Source organism: Streptomyces sp. NPDC101776, assembly GCF_044766845.1.
In the GTDB taxonomy this organism is placed as follows: domain Bacteria; phylum Actinomycetota; class Actinomycetes; order Streptomycetales; family Streptomycetaceae; genus Streptomyces.
In genome coordinates, this window is record NZ_JBIWMV010000002.1 from 269,434 (window position 1) to 280,796 (window position 11,363).

General features: G+C 70.1%; 11 protein-coding genes. 3 read left to right on the forward strand and 8 right to left on the reverse strand.

Features of this window, described 5'->3' with window-relative positions:
* Positions 1-29 precede the first annotated feature (29 nt).
* Both ACIRRY_RS07000 and ACIRRY_RS07005 read left to right on the forward strand, forming a co-directional pair.
* Complete coding sequence (locus ACIRRY_RS07000; RefSeq protein WP_403968791.1) at positions 30-1,469, forward strand: FGGY-family carbohydrate kinase; 1,440 nt, start codon at positions 30-32, stop codon at positions 1,467-1,469.
* On the forward strand, positions 1,466-2,083 hold the full coding sequence (locus ACIRRY_RS07005; RefSeq protein WP_403968793.1) for a histidine phosphatase family protein: 618 nt from the start codon (positions 1,466-1,468) through the stop codon (positions 2,081-2,083). The genes ACIRRY_RS07000 and ACIRRY_RS07005 overlap by 4 nt, the downstream gene beginning before the upstream one ends.
* A 116-nt stretch (positions 2,084-2,199) precedes the next feature.
* Here ACIRRY_RS07005 and ACIRRY_RS07010 read toward each other — a convergent pair whose 3' ends face one another.
* From ACIRRY_RS07010 to ACIRRY_RS07040, 7 genes are all read right to left on the reverse strand, one after another.
* Positions 2,200-2,835 carry a superoxide dismutase gene (locus ACIRRY_RS07010; RefSeq protein WP_403968795.1) on the reverse strand — a complete coding sequence of 212 codons (636 nt, stop codon included), beginning with the start codon at positions 2,833-2,835 and terminating at the stop codon, positions 2,200-2,202.
* A 77-nt stretch (positions 2,836-2,912) separates the two neighbouring features.
* Positions 2,913-3,815, reverse strand: a complete 903-nt coding sequence (locus tag ACIRRY_RS07015) for a TauD/TfdA dioxygenase family protein (RefSeq protein ID WP_403968797.1) — start codon at positions 3,813-3,815, stop codon at positions 2,913-2,915.
* 12 nt (positions 3,816-3,827) lie between these two features.
* Entirely contained in the window at positions 3,828-5,162 is a 1,335-nt protein-coding gene (locus ACIRRY_RS07020) for an LLM class flavin-dependent oxidoreductase (RefSeq protein WP_403968799.1), read from the reverse strand.
* Between the two features lie 186 nt (positions 5,163-5,348).
* Positions 5,349-6,065 (reverse strand): ABC transporter ATP-binding protein, encoded by a 717-nt coding sequence (locus tag ACIRRY_RS07025; protein ID WP_403968801.1) that lies wholly within the window; start codon positions 6,063-6,065, stop codon positions 5,349-5,351.
* Complete coding sequence (locus tag ACIRRY_RS07030) at positions 6,041-6,907, reverse strand: ABC transporter permease (protein WP_403968802.1); 867 nt, start codon at positions 6,905-6,907, stop codon at positions 6,041-6,043. Before ACIRRY_RS07030 ends, ACIRRY_RS07025 begins: the two co-directional genes overlap by 25 nt.
* Before the next feature lie 5 nt (positions 6,908-6,912).
* On the reverse strand, positions 6,913-7,983 hold the full coding sequence (locus tag ACIRRY_RS07035) for an ABC transporter substrate-binding protein (protein ID WP_403968804.1): 1,071 nt from the start codon (positions 7,981-7,983) through the stop codon (positions 6,913-6,915).
* 214 nt (positions 7,984-8,197) lie between these two features.
* The gene (locus ACIRRY_RS07040; RefSeq protein WP_403968806.1) at positions 8,198-9,439 is read right to left on the reverse strand and encodes an ROK family protein; all 1,242 of its coding nucleotides are present in this window, start codon (positions 9,437-9,439) and stop codon (positions 8,198-8,200) included.
* Positions 9,440-9,883: 444 nt separating this feature from the next.
* On the opposite strand from ACIRRY_RS07040, the gene ACIRRY_RS07045 reads away from it, so the two are divergent.
* Positions 9,884-10,465 carry a biotin transporter BioY gene (locus ACIRRY_RS07045; protein ID WP_403968808.1) on the forward strand — a complete coding sequence of 194 codons (582 nt, stop codon included), beginning with the start codon at positions 9,884-9,886 and terminating at the stop codon, positions 10,463-10,465.
* Between the two features lie 63 nt (positions 10,466-10,528).
* Here ACIRRY_RS07045 and ACIRRY_RS07050 read toward each other — a convergent pair whose 3' ends face one another.
* Positions 10,529-11,266 (reverse strand): LPXTG cell wall anchor domain-containing protein, encoded by a 738-nt coding sequence (locus tag ACIRRY_RS07050; protein ID WP_403968810.1) that lies wholly within the window; start codon positions 11,264-11,266, stop codon positions 10,529-10,531.
* Positions 11,267-11,363 lie beyond the last annotated feature (97 nt).

An 11,363-nucleotide genomic window follows, 5' to 3' on the forward strand; every position in this document is an offset into this window, starting at 1 on the left:
CGAATGCGTAACCCCTGTGGGAGGTCCGGATGGTGTTCGAGGGTGACGGCGGGGCGTGGCTGGGCATCGACCTGGGCACGCAGAGCGTCCGCGCGCTGCTGGTCACCGGCGACGGCCGGGTCCTCGGCGCCGGTGCCGCCCCGCTGACCGGCCACCGGGACGGCACGCGGCACGAACAGGACCCGGGGGAGTGGTGGAAGGCGGTGTGCGCCGCGTCCCGGGCCGCCCTGACGGGACAGCGGTCCCTACGGCTCGGCGGGCTCGCGGTGTGCGGCACCTCCGGGACCGTCCTGCTGACGGACCCCGAAGGGCGCCCGCTCACACCGGCGTTGATGTACGACGACGGGCGCGCGGTCGCGGAGGCGGCGCGGGTCGGGACACAGCCGAGCTGGGCGCTGCCGAAGGCGCTGTGGTTGGTGGAGACGTACGGGAGGGGGCGGGTCACTCATCAACCCGACGTGATCACGGCCCGGTTGACGGGCGGGACGGCGATTCCGACCGACTCCAGCCATGCGCTGAAGACGGGCTACGACGTGGAGCGCGAGGCTTGGCCATCCCAAGTGGCCTGCCTGGGTGATGTGTTGCCGGAGGTGGTCCGGCCCGGGACCCGGCTCGGGGAGGTGTGCCGGGCCGCCGCCGAAGCGACCGGCATCCCCGTCGGTACGCCGGTCGTCGCCGGGATGACGGACGGCTGCGCTGCCCAGATCGCGTCCGGCGCGCTGCGCGTCGGCGCGTGGAACTCGGTGCTCGGCACCACCCTGGTCCTCAAGGGCGCGTCCGCGAAGCCCGTCCGGGACGACGCCGGGGTGGTCTACAACCACCGCGCGCCGGACGGCAGTTGGCTGCCGGGCGGGGCGTCGAGCGTGGGGGCGGGCGCGCTGCCGTCGGCGGGGGTGGACCCGGCGGAGATGGACCTGCTCGCGGCCGAGCACGAACCGTCGGGCGTTCTCACCTACCCCCTCTCCTCACCCGGCGAACGCTTCCCCTTCCTGGCCCCGGACGCCACGGCCTTCACGCTCGGCACCCCGGCCTCCGAGGCGGACCGCTGGGCGGCGGTACTCCAGGGCGTCGCGTTCACCGAGCGCCTGTGCCTCGACTATCTGCACCAGCTCGGCGCCCCGATAGACGGCCCGCTCACCTTCACGGGCGGCGCGGCCCGCAGCGCGTACTGGAACCAGCTCCGAGCGGACGTCCTCGGCCGCCCGGCCCGGGTACCGGAACAGATCGAACCGGCCCTGGGAATGGCGGTGTTGGCGGCGTACGGCACGGGGGCCGCCGGCTCACTCGTCGACGCGGCCGACCGCATGGTCCGTATCCGCACGGTCCTCCAACCCCGCGCGTCCCGCACGGCACGCTTCGTCGAGCCGTACGCTCGCCTGGTGGACGAACTGGAGAACCGGGGCTGGCTGCCGACCCCGCTCGCGACCCACACCCGCACGCGCCTGAACGAGAAAGCCGCCGACTCATGAGCACGACTCTCCTCCTGGCCCGCCACGGCCAGACCGTCTGGCACGCCGAGAACCGCTACGCCGGCATCAGCGACGTCGCCCTGACGGACACGGGCGTCGCACAGGCGGAGGCCCTGGGCCGCTGGGCGGCGGCGCACCCGGTCGACGCGATCTGGACGTCCCCCCTGTCCCGAGCCGTCCGCACGGCGGCCCCCGCCGCCCGCGCCCTGGACCTCACCCCGCACACCGAACCCGCCCTGACCGAATGCGACTTCGGGGTGGTGGAGGGCCGTACGCTCGCGGAGTTCGAGGCGGAGAACCCGGCAGCGGCACAGGCCTTCCGTGCCGACCCGGTGGCGAACCCCTTCCCGGAGGCCGAGGACCCGACGGCGGCGGCGACACGCGGCACGGCGGCCCTGCGCCACATCGCCGCCACCCACCCCGGCCAACGCGTCCTGGTCGTCGCCCACAACAGCCTGCTGCGGCTGGTGCTGTGCCGGTTGCTGGGGATTCCGCTCAGCGAGTACCGGCGGGTGTTTCCACGGCTGCGGAACGCGGCCGTCAGCGAACTCAGGTCGCAGGGCGGGGAGATGGCTCTGCTGTCGCTCAACGTGCCCTGTGCGGAGGAGAATTGACGAGGAAGGCCCCCGCGAGTCACGTCCCCGCGGGGGCCCTCCTCTTCCATCGCCTGCCTGAGTGAACGGTGAGAAGACGATCACGAGGCAGGACGTTCTCCGGAGGTCGGTGGAGGTCAGGCCGGCAGGATCGTCTGCCGGGACCTCGCCGCCTCGTAACGTCGCGCCACGTCCTGCCAGTTGACGACCGCCCACATCGCGTCGATGAAGTCGACCTTCTGGTTCCGGTACTGGAGGTAGAAGGCGTGCTCCCAGGCGTCGAAGACGAGGAGCGGGGTGGAGCCCTGGCCGACGTTGCCCTGGTGGTCGTAGACCTGCTCGACGATGAGCCGGCCGCTCAGGGGCTCGTGCGCGAGCACGCCCCAGCCCGAACCCTGTGTCGTCGCGGCGGCCTTGGTGAGCTGGGCCTTGAAGCCGGCGAAGGAACCGAAGGACTCGGTGATAGCGTCCGCCAACTCGCCCACGCCGTCGGCCTCCAGAGGCTCGCCGCCGCCGTCGCCGGTCATGTTGTGCCAGTAGACGCTGTGCAGGATGTGTCCGGAGAGGTGGAACGCCAGGTTCTTCTCCAGCCCGTTGACCGACCCCCATTGCTCCTTGTCGCGAGCCTCCGCCAACTGCTCCAGCGAGTCGTTGGCTCCCTTGACGTAGGCCGCGTGGTGCTTGTCGTGGTGCAGCTCGATGATCTCGGGGCTGATCACGGGGGCGAGCGCGGAGTAGTCGTAGGGCAGGTCGGGCAGCGTGTAGACGGGCATGGCGGATCGATCCCCTCCGGACCTCTTGTTGCACATCACTTGCAACTACAACTTAGCAGCGAAAAGGATTCGTGTGGCTACTCCGCGACCGACGTGTAGTGCGACGCGTCGCCCTCGATCGAGTAACTCTCCTTGCCCTCGATGCCGGTCGGGATGTCGCCGGCGACGGTGACGCGGTTGAGGCGGCGGGGCTGGCTGTCGTAGTTGTCGATGGCGTAGTGCTGGGTGATGCGGTTGTCGAACAGGACGAGCTGGTTCGGGGACCAGCGGTGGCGCAGGATGTTCTCGGGGCGGGTGACGTACGCCTGGAGGATGTCGAGAATCTTGCGGGACTCGCCCGTCGACAGGCCTACGATCCGTTGCGCGAACCCGCCGATGAACAGGCCGCGTTCACCGGTCAGCGGGTGGACGCGGACGACCGGGTGGACCGTGCGGAACTTGATCGACGTGAACTGGGCGCGCTGGGCCGCCTGTTCGTCGTCGATCTCCTCGTCCGGTACGGCGTAGTCGTAGTCGTTGGTGTGCTCCGCCCACAGGGTGTCCGCGAGGGCGCGGAGCGGTTCGGGCAGGTCGCGGTAGGCCGCCGCCGAACTGGCGATCAGGGTCTCGCCGCCGTACGGCGGGACGGTGATGCTGCGCAGGGTGCTGGCCTGGGGCGGGTTGAGGACGAAGGTCACGTCCGTGTGCCAGTGGTTGGCCCGGCCGCGTTCGCTGTCGACGGGCAGCACGTTCGGGGCGCCGTCGACGGCGGGCACGGTGGGGTGGGCGGTGGTGAGGTCGCCGAAGTGGCGGGCGAAGGCCTCCTGGCCCTCGTCGTCGAGGTGGACGTCGTCGAAGACCAGCGCCTTGTGGACGTTGAGGGCCTCGCGGACCGCCGCGACCTGCTCGTCGTCGAGGGGCTTGTTGATGTCGACGCCGGACACGCGGGCGCCGATGTGCGCGGTGACCTTCTGGATCTCGATCTCGGTCTCGCTGGACATGGTGAAGTCCTTTCAGACTAGGGCGGGTTGGGCGTACTGGTTGGCGGGGCGGGGGAGGCCGTAGCGCTCCCGGAGGGTGGTGCGCGGGCCGTACTCCGTGCGGAGCAGACCGCGGGTGCGGAGGAGTGGGACGACGTGGTCGACGAAGGAATCGAGGCCGGAGGGGAGGACGGCCGGCATGATGTTGAAGCCGTCGGCCGCGCCCTGCGTGAACCAGGTCTCGATCTCGTCGGCGACCTGTTCCGGCGTACCGGTGAAGGTGAGATGCCCGCGTCCGCCACCGAGCCGGCCGATCAACTGCCGTACGGTGAGCCGGTCCCGGCGGGCGAGTTCGACGACGAGGGTGTAGCGGCTCTTTGCGCCCTCGATGGCGTCCTCGGGCGGCAGGTCGGCGGGGAGCGGGGCGTCCAATTCCAGGACGCCGGACGGCAGTTGGAGCAGCTGCTCCAGGCGGTCCACGCCGTGCGTGTAGACGATGTGGTCCTCCAGCAGCCGCTCGTTCGCGAGGGCTTCGGCCTCCGTCCCGCCGAGCACCGGGACGATGCCGGGCAGCACCTTGATGTGTTCGGGGTCCCGACCGGCCGCCGTCGTACGGGACTTGAGGTCCCGGTAGAAGTCCTGCGCGTCGGCGAGGGTCTGCTGCGCGGTGAACACCGCCTCCGCGTACCGGGCCGCGAACGCCTTGCCGTCCTCGCTCGAACCGGCCTGCACGAGCAGCGGGTAACCCTGCGGCGAGCGGGGCACGTTGAGGGCGCCCTCGACGCTGAAGTACGTCCCCTGGTGGTGCGGCGGGTGGATCTTCGCGTCGTCGCCCCACACCCCGGCCGCCTTGTCGGCGACGATCGCGTCGTCCTCCCAGCTGTCCCAGAGCTTCAGCGCCACATCAAGGAACTCGGCGGCCCGTGCGTACCGTTCGGCGTGCGCGGGCTCGTGCTCCAGACCGAAGTTACGGGCGGCTTCGGCACCGGCGGTCGTCACGATGTTCCAGCCGGCCCGGCCGCCGCTGATGATGTCGAGCGAGGCGAACTTGCGGGCCAGGTTGTAGGGGGAGTTGTAGGAGGTCGAGGCGGTGGCGATCAGGCCTATGTGCTCGGTCGCTGTCGCCAGTGCGGTGAGCAGGGTGAGCGGTTCCAGGGCGCCGGCCGGGCGTTGGGCCAGGTTGCTCCACAACTGCGGTCCGTCGGCCAGGAAGAGGGAGTCGAAGGTGCCGCGCTCCGCGATCCGGGCGAGGTGGATGTAGTGGTCCAGCTCGACGTGGGCGTAGGGGTTGCTCTCCGGGAGACGCCAAGAGGCCTCGTGGTGACCGGTGTTCATGAGGAAGGCGTTGAGGTGGAGGTGGCGGGGCATGCCAGGTTCCTTAGGTGGGAGTTCCGGGGTGCGTACAGCCAGCCCGTCCGGCGACTTTTCGACGCGGGCCGCCTTTTATCCAGCCCGTCCGGCGTTTGAGGACGAGGCCCCTTCAGGGCCGATGAGGGGTCTGGGGCGCAGCCCCCAGGCGGCACGAGCAGCGGACGGTCACTGCGCAGCCGACGGTCAGCGGGAGTCCGACGTCACCCCGAGCGCCGCCAGCAACCGCTCCCGGTACTCCGCCCGCGGCACCTCAGGATCGATCGCCAAGTCGAGCCCGATCCGCCCCTCCTCCAGCACCAGCACCCGATCCGCGAGGACGATCGCCTCGTCCACGTCATGGGTGACCAGCAACACCGAGGGCCGATGCCGCTCCCACAGCTCGCGCAGCAGCACGTGCATCCGAATGCGGGTCAGGGCATCCAACGCCCCGAACGGCTCGTCGGCCAGCAGGAGTTCGGGCTCACGGACCAGCGACCGAGCAAGCGCCGCCCGCTGTGCCTCACCGCCGGACAGCTCGTTGGGCCAGGCCCGCTCACGGCCGGCAAGGCCTACCTCGGCAAGGGCCGCGCGCCCCTTCGCGGCGGCCTCCTTGCCCTCCGTCCCCAGCAGTACGTTGTCCAGCACTCGCCGCCAAGGCAGCAGCCGGGAGTCCTGGAACACCACCGACACCCGTTCGGGCGCGCTGAGTTCACCACTCCCCACCACCTCGTGGTCGAGCCCGGCGATGGCCCGCAGCAGCGTGCTCTTGCCGGACCCGCTGTGCCCGAGCAGAGCGGTGAACTGTCCGGCGGGCAGGTCGAGGTCGACGTGGTCGAGCACCGTACGTCCGTCGAACGACCGCGTGAGGCCCCGGAGTCGGACGGTGGGGGCGACGGTCAGCTGCTGAGTGTGCGGCGCCATGACAGCACCCTCCGTTCGACGAGACGGACCGCGCTGTCGGAGACCAGACCGAACACGCCGTAGATCAGCAGGCCGACGAGGATGACGTCCGACTGGCCGTAGTTCTGGGCCTGGAACATCATGTAGCCGAGGCCGCTGGTGGCGTTGATCTGCTCCAGGACCACCAGGCTCAGCCAGGAGCCGGTCACCCCGAGGCGCAGGCCCACGAAGAAGCCGGGCAGGGCGCCGGGGATGACGATCTGCCGGATGAACTGGAGCCTCGACAGGCCCTGGACCTCGGCCAGTTCGACATAGCGGTGGTCGATGCCGGACAGCGCGGCGTGCAGGTTGAGATAGATCGGGATGTAGACGACGATCGCGATGATGGCGATCTTGAAGGTCTCGCCGATGCCCAGCCAGAGGATGAACAGCGGGATGAGGCCGAGGGTCGGGATCGCCCGGTTGAGCTGCACGGTCCCGTCGATCAGCGCCTCGCCGACCCGGCTCAGCCCGGCGGCCAGCGCGAGGACGACACCGGCGGTGAGGCCGAGGGCGAAGCCGTAGGCGGCGCGTTCCAGCGAAGTCAGCACGTCCGTGGGCAGCGTGCCGGACGTCCACAGCCGGCCGGCGGTCCGCAGTACCGTCCAGGGCGCCGGGATCGCGGCCGGGTCCAACTGCCCGGCGGCGGAGGCAATGGCCCACAGGGCGAAGAAGAGCGCGGGGCCGATGACCCGGGAGGCGGGGAGACGTTTGCCGGGGGCGAGGCCGCGCCGCCGCCCGCGCCGCCGTACGGCCGACTTCTCCTCAACGGCCGTCACCGCCAAGGCGGTTGTGTCGGTGGTCTGGGACGTCGAGGTCGTCATGGCCGTCACTTCCGGTACTCCGCCGCCACGGCCTTCGCCGCGATGCCCTCGAAGCGCCGGTCGAAGAGCGAGTCCACCTTGAACTCCTTCACGAAGCCGCCCTCCGCGAGCAGATCGGCGGTCTCCTGCTCCCACTTCACGGCCTCGTCCCAACTCGGCGGGAACAACGGCTTGTTGGCCAGCGCGGTGACCGCCTTCGCCTGCGCGAGGGTCAGGTTCTGCGTCTTGACGTAGAACTCCTCGTTCCAGGTGTCGGGGTTCTCGTACTGCCAGACCTGCCCCTGCGCCCACTGCGGGATGTACGCGGCGATCGCGGCGGCCTTCGCCGAGTCGGCCAGCACGGCGGCCGGCGCCCACAACAGGTTCAGCAGATCCACGACGTCCGTCGTGATGGCGCGGGCGCCCTTCGCCTCGTACTGCTTGAGGTACGCCGGTGCCTGGCTGTTGGCGAGCGGGGCGATGTCGACCTGGCCCGACTGAAGGGCCGTGAAGAACTGGTTGCTGGTCAGCGGGACCAGCTTCACCTCGTCGTACTTCAGGCCCGCTTCCTTCAACGCCCGCAGCAGGACGACGCCTTGGGCCTGCCCCTGCGAGAACGCCAGCTTCTTGCCCTTGAAGTCGGCGACGCTGTGGATGTCGCTGCCGGGCTTGGTGGCGAAGAGGTAGTTGGGCTTACGAGTGATGTTGATCGCGACGATCTTGGCGTCGAAGCCCTGGTAGTGCGCCTGGATCGGCGGGATGCCCGCGTTGTTGCCGAGGTCCAGGGACTTGGCGCGGAACGCGTTGATGACATCGGGACCGGCCCCGATGTTCACCCAACTCGACACGGTGAACGGCAACTTGGGCAACTTCGCCAGTTTGAACTGGAGTTGCTGGGTGTTGAGATACGAGGAGATCTTCAGGCTCGTGCCGGACGGGACCTTCTCGGCGAGCGGGGCGGACAGACCGGCCCCCGACTTGGCGGTCGCGGCACTGCTCGTGGCGCAGCCGCTGAGGCCGGCGATGCCCGCGGCGGCACCGAGCACCGAGGTGAGGAAGAGCCGCCGGTCGACGCCGGGCGCACGGGAATGAGGCATGGGAGTACTCCCTGATCAAAAGTCGCGGGAACGCGGGAATGCGCGCGGAATTCACGGCAGAGGAAAGCCGGAAAAAGAAATGCAGGCAGGATGAGACCGGCGCCAGGGGCGCGTCAACGGGTCAGCAACAAGAAGTGCGACAACTCATCTGCAGGCTCATGACCAGGATGTTCCCGGCCATGCGCACCCCATGTCAACATTCCGAGTTTCTGAATTAAATACGCCCCGGTGAGGCGCTTGGTGAAACGGCCAGCGGATCCCGGTACAGCACGTCCAGCAGCACCGAACCGCCCGCCACGGCCAGCACGGAATCCGGGAAACTCGTCGGCACGACGGCCGACGCCCGCTCGTCACCGACCTCTTCGCGCAGCGCGCGCAGGCAGTCCTCCCGCCGCATCACCCCCAGCTCGGTGACGACCACCGTCTCCGGGTTGAGGATGTCGAGCAGCAGCCCGGCCGCCCGCCCGACCATCCGCGCCCGCTGCGTCAACAGCCGTACGGCGAGCGGGTTTCCGCCCTCGGCCACGGCCACGACATGGGTCGGGTTCACCCCGTCGATGAGCCCCGCCTCCCGGGCCCGACGGCACAACGTCCGTTCGCTCAGCTCCACTTGGAGGCAGCCGACGCGTCCGCAGCCGCACGGTTCCGTACCGCCGCGCAAGGGCAGATGCGCGATCGCCCCGGCCTGGGACCGAGGCCCGTGGTGCACCTCGTCGTTGGTGGCGAAGGCCGCGTCGACCACATTGCCGACGAAGAGATGCAGCACGCTACGGCTGCCGCGGGCCGCCCGCCCGAACAGGCGCTCCGCGTTCACCAACGCCCGTGCGTGGCCGTCGACATGGACCGGGAGTCCGGTGCGGGCGCCGAGGATCTCGCGCACCGGCACGTCCCGCCAGCCGAGCAGCGGATGTTCGACGATGGCCCCGGAGTCCCGGTCGACCCAGCCGCCGGCGGCCACGCCGACGCCGAGCGGTGTCGTTCCGGCCGCCTCCGTGAGCAGTGCGTCCAGCATGTCGGCGGCCCGCATCAGCACCCGGGACGGATCGGTGCTGTCGTGCCCGATCCGCCGCTCGGCCACCACCCGGCCCCGCAGATCGAGCAGGGCGACCGTCGTATAGGGGACGGCCACATGGACTCCGCCCACTACGAACCGCGATGCGTCCAGGTCGACGGGCACATGGGGGCGGCCCACACCGTTCGACCGTTGAGGTGTGGCGGACTCGTGGATCAGCCCCAGTTCGGTGAAGCGGGCGCAGTAGTCGGTCACCGACGCGGGGGACAGACCGGTCAGCCGGGCGATGCTGGAGCGGGCCACCGGCCCGTGCTCCAGCACCGAGCGCAGGATGACACTCGCGTTGGTGCGCCGCCGGTCGCTGTCGGCGGCGCGGGGCACGGGGGACTTGAGGGAGGGGGAGAGGGACGGGGACGTACGAAGGGGTGCCGCGGTACGGGGCATGGGGATCTTCCTCAGGAACGGGTCCGACAGTGCGCCGTCGTCTTGTACGTCTCACACATCAGCCGCATCAGCCGCATCAGCCGAATGAGACGCATCGAGGCGCACCGGATCCGCTCCGCCCGCCTCAGGGGCGGTAACAGGTCGCCGCGGCTTGGCGTCGCAGGTCGACATAGCGACGCGACGCGAAGTTCCGGGCCTGGGCAACCATGCGGTCGAAGCTAGCAAAACGGGCCACCGCTGCCCAGACGGTGACCGGTGTGCGAGACGGCACGGGGTCCGCGTGATGGGCATCACGCCCGGGCGTGTGTAGCGGGCATCCTTTGTGCGGAGCCCACCAAGTCCGCGCCGAAGCCTTTGTCGAGCGCTGACGGTGATCGGCCGAAGGACCCTGGGATAGCGTCACGGAGTCCCCCGCCGTACCCCCGTCTACCTGCGGAGTCCCCCTTGAGTACCGCCGTCGCCACCGCCCGCCCCGGACTGGTCCTCGCCGACCTGCTGCCCGCCTCCCGCGTCCGGGATCTCGCCCTCGTCATCGGCGGCGCCGCGCTCACCGGCCTCGCCGCGCAGATCGCCGTGCCCGTGCCGGGCTCCCCGGTCCCGGTCACCGGTCAGACCTTCGCCGCGCTGCTCGTCGGCACGTCCCTCGGCGCCGGCCGCGGCTTCCTCTCGCTCGCCCTGTACGCCCTGCTCGGCCTCGCCGGCGTGCCGTGGTTCGCCGAGGGCACCTCCGGGGGCGGCGCCTCCTTCGGTTACATCGTCGGCATGCTGCTCGCCTCCGCCGCCGTCGGCGCGCTGGCCCGCCGCGGCGCCGACCGCTCGGTCCTGCGCATGGCCGGCACGATGCTGCTGGGCGAGGCGATCATCTACGCGATCGGCGTCCCGTACCTGGCGCTGTCCCTCGACCTCTCGACGAGCGCCGCGATCGCCGCGGGCCTCACCCCGTTCCTCCTCGGCGACGCGCTGAAGGCGGCCCTGGCGATGGGCGCGACGCCGACGGCCTGGAAGTTCGTCAACAAGCAGCGCTGACGAGTCAGTTGAGGGGGAGGGCCGGGGTGCGCGAGCATCCCGGCCCTCCCCCTTTTCGTGCCCTCAGCTCTCCAGGGGGCGGCTCGGCCGTCGCCGCGACCAGTACAGGCCCGCCGCGCCCGCCGCGATCAGTGCCGCACCGGCCGCGCCCAGGGGCAGGACGTCGCTGCCGACTCCCGTCTTGGGCAGCGTGTCGCCGCCCGGTGCCACCGGCTTGTTGTCGGTGCCGAGCAGCAATGGGGTGGCCGGCGCGTTCGGTGCCGGGTTCGTCGTACCGAACGGGACCGGGCCCTGCTGCCAGAAGGTCTTCTTGCCGTCGGCGGACACCACCGGCAGACAGATCTTCCCGGCCTTGCTCAGGTCGTACGTCGCGTCGACGGCGTACGACTTCGACTTGCCCGCGTCGAGCGCGCCGACGGAGCACTTGAATCCGCTGTTCGAACCGGGCGGCAGATCCTTTTCACCGATCGCCGAACAGCCCTGCACATTCGTGACCTTGAGGCCGTCGAAGCCGACGACCAGGAGATTGAGATCGCCGCTCTCCTTGATCCCCTCGTTCTTTACCGTGGCGGTGATCGCCGTCTCTTTCGAACTGTTGTCGACCGAGATCTTTTCCGGCAGGGTCGTGGTCAGTTTCACACCCGCCGGAGCCGCGTCCATCGCCTTTCCGCCTTTGCTGCTCCCCGGTCCCTGGTCATCCGCCGAGGCGGTGAAGGAAAGGATCATCACCGCCGAGAAAGATGCCGTGAGCAGCGAACCTGTGACGGCTGTGGCCATGCCCGCAGCGCGACGAGAACTCATGTTCGTCCCCCTTGTGTTCCCCTTGCATTCCCCTGTGTCCCCCTGGGGCTGCGCCTGAATTCGCAGTACTTGAAGAGGTACCACAAGATTTCTCCGC

What these genes read in the sequence shown, in the direction of transcription:
- ACIRRY_RS07000 (WP_403968791.1), top strand. Translation starts at nt 30, where the DNA reads ATGGTGTTCGAGGGTGACGGCGGGGCGTGGCTGGGCATCGACCTGGGC.
- ACIRRY_RS07005 (WP_403968793.1), top strand. Translation starts at nt 1,466, where the DNA reads ATGAGCACGACTCTCCTCCTGGCCCGCCACGGCCAGACCGTCTGGCAC.
- ACIRRY_RS07010 (WP_403968795.1), bottom strand. Translation starts at nt 2,835, where the DNA reads ATGCCCGTCTACACGCTGCCCGACCTGCCCTACGACTACTCCGCGCTC.
- ACIRRY_RS07015 (WP_403968797.1), bottom strand. Translation starts at nt 3,815, where the DNA reads ATGTCCAGCGAGACCGAGATCGAGATCCAGAAGGTCACCGCGCACATC.
- ACIRRY_RS07020 (WP_403968799.1), bottom strand. Translation starts at nt 5,162, where the DNA reads ATGCCCCGCCACCTCCACCTCAACGCCTTCCTCATGAACACCGGTCAC.
- ACIRRY_RS07025 (WP_403968801.1), bottom strand. Translation starts at nt 6,065, where the DNA reads ATGGCGCCGCACACTCAGCAGCTGACCGTCGCCCCCACCGTCCGACTC.
- ACIRRY_RS07030 (WP_403968802.1), bottom strand. Translation starts at nt 6,907, where the DNA reads ATGACGACCTCGACGTCCCAGACCACCGACACAACCGCCTTGGCGGTG.
- ACIRRY_RS07035 (WP_403968804.1), bottom strand. Translation starts at nt 7,983, where the DNA reads ATGCCTCATTCCCGTGCGCCCGGCGTCGACCGGCGGCTCTTCCTCACC.
- ACIRRY_RS07040 (WP_403968806.1), bottom strand. Translation starts at nt 9,439, where the DNA reads ATGCCCCGTACCGCGGCACCCCTTCGTACGTCCCCGTCCCTCTCCCCC.
- ACIRRY_RS07050 (WP_403968810.1), bottom strand. Translation starts at nt 11,266, where the DNA reads ATGAGTTCTCGTCGCGCTGCGGGCATGGCCACAGCCGTCACAGGTTCG.